The organism is Microbacterium sp. R86528, from assembly GCF_044596335.1.
GTDB classification, from domain to species: Bacteria; Actinomycetota; Actinomycetes; order Actinomycetales; family Microbacteriaceae; genus Microbacterium; species Microbacterium marmarense.
In genome coordinates this window covers 2,476,740-2,492,934 of the sequence record NZ_CP138996.1, presented here as the reverse complement: position 1 = coordinate 2,492,934, position 16,195 = coordinate 2,476,740, and the positions used below count along the sequence as shown (strand labels likewise).

Annotated in this window: 12 protein-coding genes; 4 read left to right on the top strand and 8 right to left on the bottom strand. The window is 60.5% G+C overall.

Annotation, left to right across the window (positions count from 1 at the left end):
* The first annotated feature begins 72 nt into the window (after positions 1 to 72).
* Together SJY18_RS11485 and SJY18_RS11480 are read left to right on the top strand one after the other, a co-directional pair.
* The gene (locus SJY18_RS11485; RefSeq protein ID WP_396667674.1) at positions 73 to 513 is read left to right on the top strand and encodes a TlpA family protein disulfide reductase; all 441 of its coding nucleotides are present in this window, start codon (positions 73 to 75) and stop codon (positions 511 to 513) included.
* Entirely contained in the window at positions 500 to 1,045 is a 546-nt protein-coding gene (locus tag SJY18_RS11480; protein ID WP_396667673.1) for a DUF4395 domain-containing protein, read from the top strand. The genes SJY18_RS11485 and SJY18_RS11480 overlap by 14 nt, the downstream gene beginning before the upstream one ends.
* A gap of 28 nt (positions 1,046 to 1,073) precedes the next feature.
* On the opposite strand, the gene SJY18_RS11475 is transcribed toward SJY18_RS11480, so the two are convergent.
* From SJY18_RS11475 to SJY18_RS11460, 4 genes are all read right to left on the bottom strand, one after another.
* The gene (locus SJY18_RS11475; protein WP_337337179.1) at positions 1,074 to 2,519 is read right to left on the bottom strand and encodes a sulfatase; all 1,446 of its coding nucleotides are present in this window, start codon (positions 2,517 to 2,519) and stop codon (positions 1,074 to 1,076) included.
* On the bottom strand, positions 2,516 to 5,107 hold the full coding sequence (locus SJY18_RS11470) for a glycoside hydrolase family 3 C-terminal domain-containing protein (RefSeq protein ID WP_396667672.1): 2,592 nt from the start codon (positions 5,105 to 5,107) through the stop codon (positions 2,516 to 2,518). Before SJY18_RS11470 ends, SJY18_RS11475 begins: the two co-directional genes overlap by 4 nt.
* A gap of 53 nt (positions 5,108 to 5,160) precedes the next feature.
* The gene (locus SJY18_RS11465; protein ID WP_396667671.1) at positions 5,161 to 6,585 is read right to left on the bottom strand and encodes an MFS transporter; all 1,425 of its coding nucleotides are present in this window, start codon (positions 6,583 to 6,585) and stop codon (positions 5,161 to 5,163) included.
* Positions 6,586 to 6,687: 102 nt separating this feature from the next.
* Complete coding sequence (locus SJY18_RS11460) at positions 6,688 to 7,833, bottom strand: ROK family protein (RefSeq protein WP_396667670.1); 1,146 nt, start codon at positions 7,831 to 7,833, stop codon at positions 6,688 to 6,690.
* Positions 7,834 to 8,039: 206 nt separating this feature from the next.
* On the opposite strand from SJY18_RS11460, the gene SJY18_RS11455 reads away from it, so the two are divergent.
* Positions 8,040 to 8,738, top strand: coding sequence for a TetR/AcrR family transcriptional regulator (locus SJY18_RS11455; RefSeq protein WP_396667669.1), 699 nt, complete (start codon positions 8,040 to 8,042; stop codon positions 8,736 to 8,738).
* A 39-nt stretch (positions 8,739 to 8,777) separates the two neighbouring features.
* Entirely contained in the window at positions 8,778 to 10,574 is a 1,797-nt protein-coding gene (locus SJY18_RS11450; protein ID WP_396667668.1) for a sulfatase, read from the top strand.
* A gap of 166 nt (positions 10,575 to 10,740) precedes the next feature.
* Here SJY18_RS11450 and SJY18_RS11445 read toward each other — a convergent pair whose 3' ends face one another.
* The 4 genes from SJY18_RS11445 to SJY18_RS11430 all read right to left on the bottom strand — a co-directional run bounded on the left by SJY18_RS11445 (position 10,741) and on the right by SJY18_RS11430 (position 15,983).
* Positions 10,741 to 11,601, bottom strand: a complete 861-nt coding sequence (locus tag SJY18_RS11445; protein ID WP_337337173.1) for an ATP-binding cassette domain-containing protein — start codon at positions 11,599 to 11,601, stop codon at positions 10,741 to 10,743.
* Positions 11,598 to 13,433: a dipeptide/oligopeptide/nickel ABC transporter permease/ATP-binding protein gene (locus SJY18_RS11440; RefSeq protein ID WP_396667667.1), complete on the bottom strand. Its 1,836-nt coding sequence runs from the start codon at positions 13,431 to 13,433 to the stop codon at positions 11,598 to 11,600. Before SJY18_RS11440 ends, SJY18_RS11445 begins: the two co-directional genes overlap by 4 nt.
* Complete coding sequence (locus SJY18_RS11435) at positions 13,430 to 14,371, bottom strand: ABC transporter permease (RefSeq protein ID WP_337337171.1); 942 nt, start codon at positions 14,369 to 14,371, stop codon at positions 13,430 to 13,432. Before SJY18_RS11435 ends, SJY18_RS11440 begins: the two co-directional genes overlap by 4 nt.
* A gap of 82 nt (positions 14,372 to 14,453) precedes the next feature.
* Positions 14,454 to 15,983, bottom strand: a complete 1,530-nt coding sequence (locus SJY18_RS11430) for an ABC transporter substrate-binding protein (protein ID WP_396667666.1) — start codon at positions 15,981 to 15,983, stop codon at positions 14,454 to 14,456.
* Positions 15,984 to 16,195: the final 212 nt, after the last annotated feature.

The window sequence follows — 16,195 nt, the reverse complement described above, 5'->3', positions numbered from 1 at the left end:
TCGCAGCGCCGTGGTGTTACCTCACATTGCAGAGCGGCCCTCGAAGCAGGGACCCGCTGTTAGCGTTTTGGGATGACAACCACCACCGCACTCTTCGCCCTCGGAGTTCTCATAGTGGGCAGCGTTGTCATCGGGCTCGTCATGAAGGCGCGAGAAGGTCACGCCCGCCAGGTGTCGTCGCACGCCGGCGAAGACCCCGACACAGTCGGCGCAACGCAGTGGGGTGAGCACGCAACGCTGTTGCAGTTCAGCACTGAGTTCTGCACCCGGTGCCCCGGTGTGAGTCGCACACTCGCCGCGATCGCTGATCGCGAGCCGGGAGTCGTGCACATCGATGTGGATCTGACCCACCGCGCCGATCTCGCCAAGCACTTCCAGATCCTGCAGACTCCAACCACCCTCATTCTCGACAGCGACGGTGTCGTTCGCACCCGACTCGGTGGCACAGTCGCTCGCGCGAGTGTTGAGCGCGAGCTTCAGCAAGTTGCAGGGGCACAGCATGTCTACATCTGAGAGCCGCCCAGCGGCGAGACCGCAAGGTATCGACCCTCGCGGCCCACGGTTTGCTGCCGCAATTACGAGCACACTTCTGCTGATCGCAACCTTTCTGTCAGCAATAGGAATCTCGACCGCTCAGGATGCTGCGGGCTGGGCCATCACCGACGCATCGCTCATCCAGCGTGCCGCAGACCCAGGCTTCATCCTTCTTTCGGTTATTGCCTTGCTGTTTGTATGGTCGCTTGCATCGCCGCGCACTCAGCCGTACGGGGTGTTCTTCCGCCGCTTCATTGCACCGCGGCTCGCTCCCCCCGTCGACCTGGAAGACCCGCGTCCGCCACAGTTCGCGCAGGCTGTCGGGCTCTTCGTGGTCGGCCTCGGGCTCGCGCTTCAACTTTTCGGTGTGCCCTGGGCGCTGCCAATAGCAAGCGCCGCGGCGTTCGTTGCAGCGTTTCTGAACGCCGCTTTCGGGCTCTGCCTCGGCTGCCAGCTCTATCTGCTGCTGGCCCGCGCTGGGCTGGTGGGACGACGCCCGGCAGCCGCCTGACTCTCGAATCGCCCCGCGAAACGAACAGCTACTGCGGAGCGGCGACGAGCGCAGGAATTGCCTGGCTCGCGTGCGGCGCATCGCCAAGACGCGCTTGTTCGTGCCACATCGCTGCCTCAAGCGTTGAACGAACTGTTGCGTATAGCGGATCGTTGGCGACATTGCGTAATTCATCTGGATCAGCCTCCAGGTCGTACATCTCCCACTCCGGCGGGTACACGAATGGACCGGTTCCCGGCAAGCCAAGCCCGTCGTTGTAGTAGTAGATCAGCTTGTAGCGGTCGGTGCGGTAGCCATAGTGCGCTGGCGCGTGATGGAAGGTGTCATCGTGTTCCCAGTATCGGTAGTACACTCCCGCATGCCCCTCCCGTTCTTCAGCCCCGGTGAGGTCAGCCCAGAAACTGCGACCCTGCATGCGTGGATGAGCGGGCACACCTGCTGCTTCGAGAATCGACTGCGCGAAATCAACGTTAGTGACGAGGCGGTCGTGCACTTCGCCTCCAGGGATGGCGTTCGGATAGCTCAGCACCAGCGGCATACGCAACGAGTCTTCATACATAAACCTCTTGTCGAACCAGCCGTGCTCGCCGAGAAAGAAGCCCTGGTCTGATGCATACATCATGAGGGTGTCATCGAAATCTCCGCGCGCACGTAGCCAATCGATGACGCGACCGACGTTCTCATCGACGCTGTGCACGCACGCGAGGTAGTCCTCCATGAAGCGCTGGTACTTCCACAATGCCATCTCTTCATAGCTGAGCCCCTCGGGCACCTCGATCTTGAGGTCTTCAACATTGAGGCTGTCCGCGACGCGCAGCAAAGAGCGCCGCACGGAACTCGACCGCGTCGCGTAATCGTCCCAGAATGTGTCGGGTACGGGAATACTGTCGCGGTAAAGGACCGAGTGCTCGGGCTTGGGCTCCCATGGGCGGTGCGGTGCCTTGTGATAAATCAGCACGCACCAGGGATCGTCACCCTCAAGCGAGTCCACCCAGTTCAAGGCAAGATCGGTCGTGACATCTGTGGCATAGCCTTCGACGTTGCGCACGCCGTTTTCCGAGAGGAACGTGGGGTTCCAGTACTCACCCTGACCATCAGCGCCGACGAGCACATCCCAATAGTCGAAGTTCTCGGGATTATGCCCCTCACCGTGACCCATATGCCACTTGCCGATCATCGCGGTGCGATAGCCCGCTTCTCGCAACTGCGAGACAAAAGTCGGTTGGCTCGCGTCAATCGGGGTCACGAGGGTAGTCACGCCATTGATGTGGCTGTGTGTGCCTGTGAGGATCGATGCGCGGCTCGGCGAACACAACGCGTTGGTCACCATACAGTTATCGAACCGCCACCCGAGGTCGGCAATCTCGTCAATGCGGGGTGTCGCGTTCACGGCAGACCCATATGCGCCGATCGTGCGGGATGCGTGATCATCGGTGAGGATCATCACGATGTTCGGGCGGCGGGCCGCACTCATGAGACCGTCACCTCTACTTCGATGGTCTCGACGGTGTCGCTCGCGCTCGTGGCCAACGCAAGTTCGTAGGTGCCGGCGGGAATCGACCATTCACCTCCCTGGTACACGGCGAGGTCTGCCCACGCTACCGAAAGGTCGACTTCACTCTGCTGCCCTGCGCTTACAGCTACCGATGCGAATGATTTCAGGTGTGCGATTGCAGCACCCGGTGCACGCACGTAGAGCTGTGGCACGACGAAGCCGTCACGCTCTCCCGAGTTTGTGACCGAGACAGAGACGGGGATGCTCCCGGTGCGGGTCGCGCGCAAAGCGGCCGCCGCTGGAACCTCCGTTGATGCCGGAGCGTTCAGCGCGCCAAACGCAAAGGTGGTGTACGAGAGCCCAAACCCGAATGGATATGCCGCGACTGGCGCGCCATTGTGCCCAAAGTAGCGGTAGCCGGTCTCGGCCTCATCGACCGTAACAACCTTGTCAACGCCTGGGAATCGCTCAGACGCGAAGGTGGGCAAGTCTTCGTCACGCTCGGGAAAGCTGACCGGAAGGCGCCCGGCCGGCTCCGCAAGACCGGCGAGAACGTCGACAATCGCAGCGTTGCCGCGGCTACCGCCGTACCAGCCCTGAACGAGAGCGCCGACGGAATCGCGCCAAGGGGTGAGCACAGCGCTGGCCGTCTCTAGCACGACAATCGTGCGCGGGTTCGCCGCAGACACCGCGCGGATGAGCGCCTCCTGCTGCCCCGGCAGTCGCAGCGTGGAGCGATCGGATCCTTCGCTGGCGAGGTCACGCACGACGACGATGGCAATGTCCGCTGCCGATGCCCGGTCAACTGCTGTTTGCAGCGATGGTGCGATCGCGCCCTTGGGAGCACGGAGCCCCACCTTGAGCGGTGACGAGGAGGCGTCGACGAACGCACGCTGGGTCTCATCCGGCGCGACGTACTCGGCGAGAATCCGGTGAGCGCCTGCCGTGACAGCGATCTGCGCAGTCGTGCGTGCCGTGCGCCTGGAGCCACCTCGGTGCGACAAGACTTCTTCGCCGTCGATCGATATCGTGACATCGCCACCCGTCACGACGTCCCACTCGTGGTCGCCCTCTGCTGCGAGCCAGGAACCTGTCCACGTCACGCGAGCCGTCCCCGCGGGGGGAGCGACATCGGGGTCGCCGCCGAAGGCCCAGTCGGTGGTCTGGATCGAGAGGTTGGTCGCATCGCGCGTGGCAAGTACCTCGCCGGCCTCGTCATAGAAAGTGGCGGTCAGGCCCACGCCCACGCCCACGCCGGCCGAAAGGGCGCTTTGTGACACCTGGTCGAAACCGGGGAGCATGTCGGTCAGGGCGATCGCATCGATGCCCGCTATGTAGTCGATCTGTGCAGCTGGCAGCTTCTCGCGCAACGCGTCGAGGAAGGTATCCCGATCTGCGATCGCGCGAGTCGGCCCACCGGCAATGGCTGCGTCAACTGCGGCAGGCCCGCAAACGGTGATCCGTGGGGAGGACACAGGAGAAAGCGGAAGAAGCTTGTCACGGTTCTCAAGTAGGACGACACCACGGGTAGCACTGTCGTGCGCAGCGCGCATCTCGCCTTCCAACGGTCCCTGCCACTGCACTGGTACCGGCGGGTTGTCGAATAGCCCCACATCGATCATCATCGACAAGATGCGCCCGACTGCGGCATCGAGCACGGATGGATCGATGCGGCCCTCTTCGATCGCTTCGAGCAAGACCGAACCGAAGAACTCTTCGTCGCGGAACTCTTGATCGAGACCGAGCTCGAGCGACTCAAGCGAGTGCGCTGCCATCGCGTCGTTGCGAGCGACACCGTTAAAGCCCCACTCTTCGCGGAGCAGGTCGAAGTACGCCGGCACGTCGTTGACGTGCGAACCATTGATCTTCGCGTACGCCGTCATGATCATCGCGATCGGCATGTTCTGGATCACGGATCTGAACGGTGCGAGATAGTGACCAATGACGCGATCGTCATTGACAACGTAGTTCGTCGACAGCCTGTCGGTCTCGACAGCGTTCATGCCTACATGCTTGAGGTCGGCGACTACTTTCTCGTCTTGGATGCCGCGGGCATAGGCCTCGCCGATGATCGAGACGAGGTGCACGTCCTCACCGAAGTTCTCGTGCACGCGCCCGTGACGGTAGTCACGAGCGACGTCGAGCGTGGGGGCGTGCCACACGCCATAGCCGAGACGATGAGTCTGTGCCGCGAGCGCGCGGGCTGCTGTGCGCGCGCTGTCGGGGGCGAAGCTCGCTCCGAGTGAGTGCTCGGAGGGGATCTGAGTGACATTCGGGGGGCCAACCAGTACCGCGGCGGGACTATCACCCTGCGTGACATCTGGAATGCCGACGCGATCGTTCCCCTTGATCCAGGCTTGCCAGAATGCCCCCTCCGGTGAAACCTTCAGCCCGCGCCCATAAAGAAGATCGGACTTCTCTTCGGCCGTCAGCTCTTGTAGCAGAGCGTCGACGCGTGCTTGGGTCGAACGGCTCGTGTCTGCCCAGGCGGCACCATCGGGCATGGCCGGCGGTTGCGCCGAACGCTTTTCGATCGTGTTGAACAGAGCCATCAGTGCATCAGTCATGGTGCATTCCTTCGAGATGAGGGGTGGAGAGAGTGCGGAGAATGTGCGAGGTGTCAGTCGCTAGCAGTGTCGTCGGAGTGCTCGGCAGCTCGGGTATGCAGGACTGCGACGTTGGATGCGACTCGGGTGCGATCCAGCGGGTACCAGAAGTGCATCACGACGGCGAACAGCCCGAAGAGGATCCCTGGCCCCAGGGTTGTGACGGTGTAGATGCCGTAGTTCGTCTCGGGAGCCTGAGTCGGCTCACCCGCCTGGAAGCCAACCAACGCCAGCGCGAGACCGCTTGCCCCGCCGACAATGGCAAGTCCGAGTTTGCGTGCCCACGTGTTGATCGAGTAGATCGTTCCATCTTCACGGCTCTTGGTTCGCACGTCGACGTCATCGATGACGTCGGTGATAAACGCCCACACGAGCATCATGAACAACACCAGACCCAACGTCGACACTAGCGCGAGCGCGAGATAGACCCATGGATTCTCGATGCGCAGCAGCCAGATGACGACTTGGAGAACCGCAGCGACGCTCGCAGCAACAACCGCAATCTCCTTCTTCCCGAAGCGACGCCCGAGACGCGAGGCGAATGGTGCAATCGCAAACATAGGCACGATCATTGCGAGGGCCCCGAGCGACGACAGTTGACCGTTGTTGAACCAGTTGAGCCATAGATAGGGCGACATTGTCTGAGTCAGGAACTGGCCGACCATCATGAGCAGGTTTGCGACGAGCAGCGCGAGCAGCGCGCGGTTCTGCCCGAGCGCCTTCAAGACAGTTCGGAACGGGACCGGAGCCGCCGTACGTGGCGCGACGACACGTTCTGTCGTGAGCAAATAGAACAGCGCGTAGCACCCGAGCGAGAGAACGGCGAACACAGCGGCGGTGACCAGCAGCGCGCTCGGCACAACCTGCGAAACACCATCTACGGTCGCGTAGATGAACAGCGGTGGCACGACACCGACGAAGAGCCCGGCGAGCGCCGCTCCGGTTGTACGGAACACCGAGAGGGAGGATCTGTCGCCGGGATCGGCACTCATGACCGAAGCCATCGAGCCGTACGAGATGTTTACCATCGTGTAGAACACGGATCCCCACAAGAGATACGACACTGCCGCATAGGTGAGCTTGGCTGCGTACGCCCAATCGCCGATCATGGGCACGTAGAGCAAGATACTCATCGCCGCCAGCGGGAGCGCCATCCGAGCCACCCACACCCGGAAGCGGCCGGCAGCAGACGGCTTGTGCACGTCCAGGAAGCGGCCCCACCCCACGTCGGTGAAGGCATCGAGAAGGCGTGCCCCGAGAAAGATCAGCCCTACGTGCGCGGGGTTGAGCCCAGCGACGTTGGTGTAGAAAACCATCAAGAACGACGAAGCGAAGATGAAAACGAAGTCGTTGCCAAAGTCGCCGAATAGATATCCGACCTTGTCACGCCACCCGAATGGCCTGAGTTGCGTCTTCTTTGTCGCGACTGCCTGTGACACTTGATCCCCTGACGTCTTCGTCGTTGCAGTGAAAGCTTGAGTGCAACGCCGAAATCACGCCGCATACGGAGAGTACGTGGGGCCGATTATTTTTGTCAACCTTTAGGAATAAATGGTCGGCACGACTAGGTCGCCTCCCGCTGCGGCCAATCCGAGGACTACACCGCCTTGTGCCGAGCCCCTCCTACCGAGAACGGCGGGGCGAACGTCAACATCAACGGCGACGTGGTCTGGCGACAGTATCCGAACCAATTCTTCGACTCGAGGTGCGATGCCATTTGCCCGCCCGAGCGTGCCGCCGAGCACCACTCGCCTCACGTCAAGTGTCGTCAGCAGGCCCGCCACCACGCGAGACAAAACGCCTAAGCGGCCATCGATATGCTCAACCAAGCCTGGGTGAGCAAGCATCTCACTTGCGGAAGATCCGATGTACGCCGCCAGTTCTGGCAGTGCGAGATAGCGCTCAAGGCAGCCAATACCGCCACACCAACACGGTGGCCCATCAACGTCGACGCTGATATGCCCAAGTTCCCCAGCTCGCCCATGCCGCCCGTCGACTATCCGTCGATCTAGCACGACTCCTCCGCCGACACCCTCATCAAGATGCAGATAGATAAGGTCATCCACGTCTGCGCCCGCCCCGAAGCGCATTTCAGCTAGCGCGACAAGTCGCGCGTTGTTTGCGAAGACGGGAGCGACCCCATAGCGCGCGAGCATACGAGCACCGACGTCTTCTCGCACCCGATCAGCCGCCTGTGCCCCTGTGCCAAAAGAGAGCGGAGTGCCCACGACTATCGCATCGAGACGAGCTGAGGTGAGTCCCGCGTCGCGGAGCGCTTCGTCAATCGCGTCGATTGCGGCTGCGCCGATTTCGCCAGCATTTCGACCTACGGGAGCAGACCGATCACTGCCAGCGACTATCTCGTGGCGCAGGTTAGCGACGGTTACCCCAATGTGACTTCGCCCCAGCTCAACGCCGATGACTTGCGCAGCGGCCGGATCGAGTGACAGAACTGATGCAGGACGACCTCGCCGCTGACTGGCCTGCACCCGCGACTCGACGATCACGCCGTCTGCGGTCAACGCGTTGACGATCGAGTAGAGCGTAGTCCGCGACAGACCTGTCACGTCCTGCAGCTCCTGCCGGGTCAGCGGCCCGCGCGAGCGCAGAGCGCGCTCAATGTCTTGCTCGTGCGCATGACGAAAACGGCGCAACGGACTGCTCGAAACATGCACTTCGTCAGTCATCCAAAGAATCACTCCGTATTGCCGAGGGCGTTTGGCAGCATGCGTGGAATAGACGCAAGAGCACCAGATCTGCTTATCCCTACCATTCAGTCGGTCTAGCAGATAGACTGGTAACAATGAGCTCTCATTCTAGAGAGTGCCCCATGGCCACGACAGAGGAGTCGCAATTCCATGAGCGTGCAGTCCCGAAGCGAAAACGCGATGCAATGAACGAGTCTGCCGTGGTGCAACGTCGACGCAGCCCCAAGGGCGAGCAGCGCAGGCGGGAGATTCTCGTTGCAGCTGGTGACGTCTTCGCTCAAGGCGGTTTTGACTCGGCGAGCCTCGCGGAGATCGCTCAGAAGGCAGGCATCACTCAGGCGGGGCTCCTTCACCATTATCCGTCGAAGAACGCGCTCCTGTTCGCAGTGCTCGACAACCGAGAAGTCGTCGAAGATGACTCGGCAGCAGGCGGTGACGCCGACACCAGTGCAACCGAGGAAGCCCACGGCGTGGGATTCCTCATTGCCTTCCTCACAGCGTTGCGTCGCCACGAAAAAGACCCGTCGGAGACCGCCTTTTTCTCGATTCTCTCAACCGAGAGCGTGACGCCGACTCATCCAGCACACGCGTACTTCTTGAACCGCTACAAGTCGGTACCGCGCGACATGAACCTTGAGCTGGAACGAGTTTTCGACGCTGCGAAGTTGCCCCCCAAAACCTCCATCTTCGATCTGTCTCGCACTTTGATTGCCATCGCAGACGGGATGCGCATCCAATGGCTGTTCGAACCAGATGCTGTTGTGCGCTCCGAGCTGGTCGCGCGACACCTGGAATTGCTCGAGCCATACATGCGCGACGGCGTGCGCGATGAGTTTCGCAGCGCTCTCGCGCGTTGGCGGATGCCTGCAGACGCGACCAACTGAATCTCCCACACGTCGACCCCTAGTAAGAAGGACTCTTTTATGAAGGCCATCATGGTCATGTTCGACAGCCTCAACCGCCGCTACCTGCCGCAGTACGGTGCGGATTGGGCAGAGTTGCCCAATTTCGCCCGACTGCAACAGCGCTCTGCGACGTTTGACACCTGTTATGCCGGCTCCATGCCGTGCATGCCCGCGCGCCGAGAACTGCACACGGGGCGCTACAACTTCTTGCACCGTTCGTGGGGCCCGTTGGAGCCATTTGACGACTCGATCCCAGAGATCCTCAAGAAGAACGGTGTTTACACACATCTGGTTACTGATCACGCGCATTACTGGGAAGACGGTGGTTCGACCTACCACAACCGCTACTCCACCTACGAGTTCTTCCGCGGGCAGGAGGGCGATCTGTGGAAGGGGCATGTCGCTGATCCCGAGATTCCAGAAACAATTACGTGGCGGTCGGGCGACGCGTGGCGACAAGACTGGATCAACCGCCAGTACATGCAGACGACTGAAGAACACTCGCAGTTCAAGACTGTCGAGGCTGGTGTCGGTTTTATCGAGACCAACAAGAGCGAAGACAACTGGTTCGTGCAGATCGAGTGCTTCGATCCACACGAACCCTTCTTTAGCTACGACGAGCACAAAGCGCGTCGTCCGCACGCCTACGACGGCCCACACTTCGACTGGCCTGACTACCGCCGTGTTGTCGAGGACGAGCAGACCGTGGATCACGTGCGCGAGGAGTACAACGCGCTCGTGACCTTCTGCGATGACTCTCTCGGTCGCGTGCTCGACAAGATGGACGAGCACAATATGTGGGAAGACACGATGTTGATCGTGTGCACAGACCACGGTCTGATGATCGGCGAGCGCGGCTGGTACGGAAAGAACATTCAGCCTTGGTACGACGAGTCCATCCACACTCCACTGTTCATCTACGACCCCCGCAGCGAGCAGGCTGGCGCGCGCCGCGAAAGCCTTGTGCAGACAGTTGACTTTGGTCCGACGCTGTTGGGCTTCTTCGGCGTCGCGCGCACTGAAGACATGCAGGGCAAAGACCTCGAACCCGTCATCGCTCGCGACGAGCCGGTGCGCGAGTCTGGCTTGTTCGGTGTCTTCGGCGGCCACGTGTGCGTCACGGACGGGCACGTGGTCTACATGCGGGCATCAGCGGATCCGCAGAATCAGCCACTCGTCAACTACACGTTGATGCCGATGCACATGAACCAAATGTTCTCGGTGGAAGAGCTCTCGAATGCAGAACTCGTCGAGCCGCTCTCATTCAGCAAGGACGTTCCTGTGCTCAAGTTGCCGGCCGGAGCGTGGGGCAGCCCCACCGCGTTCGGGACGCTCTTGTACAACCTCGATACCGATCCTGATGAGCTTGACCCACTGAAAGATCCTGGGCTGGAGCTCACAATGATCCGACTCATGGTGAAGGCCATGGGCGAAGCGGATGCCCCAGCGGAGCAATACGCACGCCTTGGGCTGCCGAGCCTGGTGGATGAAGTATCAGAGGAGCACCTTCTGATCGAAAAGCAGTGGGCCCAGGTTCAGCAGGGACTCTCATCGCCCGTCCCGGCCGAGGACTTCCCCAGCGACCGCATCGGCGTGCACACTCCGCTATCGGTGCTCATGGAAAACCCGATGGCAAAAGAGATGCTCACGAAGGTTCTCCCGTTCCCGCCAGCGGTGCTGTCGCGCCTGGGAGGCTCGACATCACTGTGGAAGCTCTCCGTTATGAACCCCGCGATGGGCGCTGATGCGCTCCGAGGGCTCGATGGCATGTTGGCCTCCGTGGCCGCTGCAACCCCGGCTCCCACGAACACGTAGCGTCGCCCCCACGCGCAGCGCAAAGCGGCGTTGCCCCACCATTTTGGGGCAACGCCGCTTTGCGCATTCATTGGTGCATACGCAACAGTTCGTCTAGTTGCGCGCACCAAAAGACGCCGTCACCGAGGTAGGTGAAACGGCGCCTTTTGACAACGAGCAAACACAACTAGGCGGCTGCACCGTGAGTTTCCGCGGCTTTCTGTTGCGCCATCAACTCAGCGCGCGCCTGACGACGCGTCGCTTGTTCAGCAGGATTCGGTACGGGTGCCGCCATGAGCAGGCGTTGCGTGTATGGATGCTCGGGGTTGCGCGTGACTGCATCCCCATCTCCTGTTTCAACGATCTTGCCGTGGTACATCACAGCGACACGATGACTGATGTGCCGAACGACGCTCAAATCGTGTGACACGAATAGATAGGCCACTCCTGTGCGCCGCTGGATTTCAATGAAGATGTCGAGCACGCGGGCCTGTGTTGAGAGGTCAAGCGCGCTCACGGGCTCGTCACACACGATGAGCTTCGGTTCCAAAGCCAGCGCCCGCGCAATAGCAATGCGTTGACGCTGCCCACCGGAGAACTCGTGCGGAAATCGATCAATGGCGTCCAACGGCAATCGCACCTGGTCCAGCAGTTCGCGAATGCGACCCTTGGCTTCCGCCTTCGATACACCCGCGATACGCAGCGGCTCGGCGAGGATGTCACCAACCAGCATCGTCGGGTTCATCGACGAGTACGGGTCTTGGAACACGACCTGCACGTGCGAGCTCATGGCGCGGCGCTCGCGAGTCTTCAGGTGAGAAATATCCCGCCCGTCGAACGTGATGGTCCCCTCCGTCACCGGAGCAAGCCCGAGAACGGCGCGGCCGAGGGTCGTTTTTCCCGATCCCGACTCCCCCACAAGACCGACAGTCTCGCCTGGGTTGACCGATAACGACACGTCATCGAGCGCGCGGAACGGCTTCTTGCGCCATCCCTTGATTGGGTACTCAACAACGAGGTTCTTCACGTCGAGAAGGGGAGCGCTCATGACTGCGACCTGCTTTCTTCCTGCTCGGCGCGGCTCGGGCCACCCTCGAGAGTCGATCCCAACAGCATCTGTGTGTAGGGGTTCTGTGGGTTGGTGAAGATTTCGGCGGCATCACCTTGCTCCACAATTCGCCCGTGTTGCATCACGGCAACGCGATCACAGATGTCGGCGACGACTCCGAAGTTGTGCGTCACCATGATGACGCCCATGTCATAGTCGGTCTGCAGAGAACGCAACAGGTCGAGCACTTCAGCCTGCACCGTGACGTCTAGCGCTGTGGTCGGCTCATCTGCGATCAACAGCGCCGGATTGCAACTGATAGCACCAGCAATCAAGATGCGCTGAGCCATCCCACCTGACACTTCATGCGGGTAGGCGTCAAACGTGCGCGGCGGGTCAACAATGCCCACGCGGTCCAGTAGTTCCAGCACCCGCGCCTTGGCCGCCTCTTTGCTGAGACCCATGTGCTTGCGAATCGGCTCGACGAGCTGATATCCGAGCGTGAAGCTCGGGTCAAGGTTCGACATCGGCTCCTGCGGAATGTAGCCGATACGTGCGCCACGCAGACTCGCGACCCGTGTGGGGTTCGCAGTCAGTGATTCACCATCGATAGCAATCGACCCGGATAGCACGCGCCCACCAGCAGGAAGCAATCCGAGGACGCTGAAAGCTGTCTGGCTCTTTCCGGACCCAGACTCGCCGACAAGCCCCAGCACCTCGCCCTTCTTGACGTGGAGGTTCACGCTGTCAACAACGACCTTCGTCGCGCCACCGGCCTGAGGGTAGCCGACACGCAGATTCTTCACTGAGAGCAACACGTCTGCTGGGGGAACGTCTTCTGAAGCGCTCGGCGAAAGTTCCACCTCGGGCGGAAGAATCTCTCTCTTCATCCGCTCTTCCTCTGCTTCCTGCTCTTTGCCGGTCTTCACACGAGCAGCCTTGGGGCCGTCACCGTGCGAGACAGTGTCGCGCAGAGCAGTGCCGAGGAATGCAAATGCGACAACCGTGAGGCCGATGGCAAGACCTGGCCAAAGCAACTGGATCGGCTGACTGTAGATCACGATGAATCCGTCGTTGAGCATCGCGCCCCAGTTGGGGACAGACGCATCGCCGATGCCGATGAAGGCCAGCCCGGCCTGCAGAACGATTCCGATACCGATCATCATCGATCCCATAATGATGAGCGGCGCGCGTACGTTGCTGAGCACGTGGCGGAAGATGATTCGCGCGTCGCTTAGGCCAGAGACTTTTGCCGCATCCACATAGAGCTCCTTGCGCGCGGAGAGCACGCCAGTGCGGGTCAAGCGGAAGACACCTGGAGAGATCAATATTCCGAACACACCCATGGTGACTTCGACGCTCTCGCCGAGGACCGCGGTCACGGCCAGAACGATGACGATGCCGGGCATCGACATGAACATGTTTGCGAACCACGTAGCTACCGTGTCGAACCAACCCTGGTAGTAACCCGCGATCAATCCTGAGGGAACGCCCACGAGGATAGCGACACCTACCGCGATCGCCGCACCCACAAGGCTTGTGCGAGCGCCGTAGAGCAGGCGGGAAAGGATATCGCGACCCGATTGATCTGCTCCAAGCAGGTGCTCAGGGCTGAACGGTGGAGCGAACGAGTCATTAACGTTGGCGAAGTTCGGGTCATAGGGCGCTAGCCAGGGAGCGAATACTGCAACGAAGACCGCAATCGCAACGATGAAGAGGCCTACAGCGGCGAGAGGGTTCTTAATGAGCCGCACGAAAGTGCTTTGCCGCTTCGGGATGACCGGCAACACTTGCGTGTACGGGCCAACGACGGAGCTTGTGGAGTCGGTCATGCGAGACGCGCCTTCGGGTTGAGCCATCCGGTGGCAAGGTCGATGAGTAGGTTGACCACAACAACGAGGGCCACCATCACCAACACAAATCCGAGGATGACGGGAATGTCTTGCTGCTGGGTTGAATCGACAGCGAGGCGGCCGATTCCTGGAAGAGCGAAGATTCGCTCGATGATTACGGCGCCGCCCAAGAGCCCGACGACCTGCAGTGCGAGAACAGTCAGCGCGGGTGGCGCAGCGTTGCGCAACACGTGCTTGAAGAGAACCGAACGCGACGACAGACCACGCGAACGAAGGGTGCGCACGTAGTCCTGGCGAAGAACGTCGATAACGGCACCGCGTACTTGTTGCGCAGTGCCCGGAATTGTTCCGAACAGCAAAGCGATGACCGGTAGCGTGATGCCGCGCGCCCACTGGGTGGGATCCTCCGAAATCGGGGTGAACCCTGTCGCGGGTAGCCACTGCAGCGTGACGGCGAAGATCCAGACGAGCAACACCGCCACAAAAAAGTTGGGCAGAGCGTGGCCGAACATCGCCCCCACGGTGAGTGACTTGTCGATCCATCCGCGGTTGACGGCGGCAACGATGCCGAGCACGGCGCTAATGACTGCCGTGCACAGCACTGCCACGATCACCACCGAGAAGGTTACGGGGAATCGCGAAGCAAGCATGTCTGTGACCTGCTGGCTACTGAACCACGACGTGCCTAGGTCGCCCTGAGCGACACCACCCAGCCAGTCCAGGTATCGAGTAAACACCGGTTGGTCGAGACCAAGTTCTTGCTCTTTGGCAAGTACCTGCGCTTCGGTCGCGTTCTGCCCCAGCAGATTTCGAGCGATGGTGTCAGACCCAATGCTCATCAGGAAGAACGTAACCGTGGCCACTACAAACATGAGCGCGATGCCCGAGAGTAGTCGCTTGAGTGAAAACGAAATCATAGAAAGGTCAGCCTTTCGTGTACCGGTGTTCGCGGCGGGGCTGAAGTCGTCAACAGCCCTACCGCGAACGGCTGGTCACTCGCTACGCAGCGGGGGCGTAGTCGTAGATAGACGGAACGGGCTGCTGGTAGGGAGCCGTCACGTCGACATCAGTCGATGCGCCGTAGAGGTTGTCCGAGAAGTACATAGGAGCAAACCAGGCGTTATCAACGAGCCACTCGTTGATCTCTCGATAGGTAGCGGTGCGCTCTTCGTCTGAGGTCGCGTACTGAGCTTTCTCAATCATTGCGTCGAGCTCAGGGTTCGACTGGTGGGAGGTGTTCCATGTCGCCTCCGGCGAGATGAAGAACTGAATGGCCTGCCACGGGTCCGTCGACTGCAGCTGGAACAGGAACATCGGGTACTTGCCCGAGAGAATCTGCGGGAAGACCTCCTGCGAAGCGAGGGTCTCCCAGTTGATCGTGATCCCGACATCCGCAAAAGCCTGCGTCAGGATGTCCGCCTCAGGGAAGGCAAGTAGCGGCATGTCGATGGAGAAACCATCCGGGTACCCTGCATCGACGATCATCTGCTTCGCAGTCACGGGGTCGTACCCGTAGGTGTCGTTGATTGATTCATCCCACACGTCGCCTTGCGCGTTGAACACCTGTTCGGTGGTCAACCCGTAGCCGCCGCGAAGGTTGGCAAGCATCGTGGCGCGGTCAAAAGCCATGTTGATCGCCTGACGCACTTCAACATCAGCCAGCGCCGGCACCATCGTGCCATCGTGATCGGTGATGAAGAATCCGAACACACCTGAGGCTGGGTACTGCACAACCTGCTTGCCAGACCCTTCGACCTGAGCAACTGTCGTCTGATCAATCGGTGCGCCATCGACCTCGCCTGCGAGCAAGGCGTTAACGCGCGCAGCTGCCTCAGTGAGAGGCGTCAGAGTGATGGTGTCGTACGGGAGGTCAAGCGTGTCTGCATCCCAGTAGTCGTCGCGCTTCGTGAACACGTATTCCGCGCCGATGTTGCTTGCGGCCTGGTCATACACATACGGACCCGTGCCGTCTGGAACGGTGACCATCTCATCGGTACCAATCTTCGTCGGGTTTCCGATCGATCCACCCGGCGAGCTGAGATTCCACAGAAGCGCGGGGTCGGGTGCAACCAGATTCAGCACAACGGTTGTCTCGTCGACTGCCTCAACTGACTCAACCGATGCGAGCTGTGCGCTCATGATGCCGGTGCCATCTCGAGACGCCTCGAGGTTCGCCTTCACCGCTTCAGCGTCGAGCGGAGTGCCGTCATCGAACTCGATACCTTCTTCAAGCGTCAGAGTGAGTGCGGTTTGGTCTTCGTCGTAGCTCCACTCCTGCGCGAGCATCGGCACATACTCACCGTCAGCAGTGTGCCGGATCAGCGTGTCGTAGGGAAGCTGGTAGTAGGGAATCGCATATCCGTCGGCAGCTTCTTGCGGTGAGAAAGATGTCACATCGAGCGTCATGCCGATATTGAGTTCCTGTGTCTCGGTGGAGCCTTCGGGGGCACCCTCGGACCCTCCGCCGGAGCATCCCGCTAGCGCCAAGACCGACACGAGCGCGACACCAGCAATAGTGCGTCTGTTCATTGGGACGTTCACTCTCCTTCGAGTTTTCATCTGAACGAACTCACCTGCGAGCCCGCAGATGCCACACTACTGACCACTTAGTTGGTTTAGCAATAGTCTTTTTCATCACGTTTTGATGACAGAAACGCCGTTTTTTCAAGGATTCGAGACTGCGCCAAGAAACTTGGCATTGCAAAACTAACTAAACACTCTTTAAGTTTGATCCCAGCGAC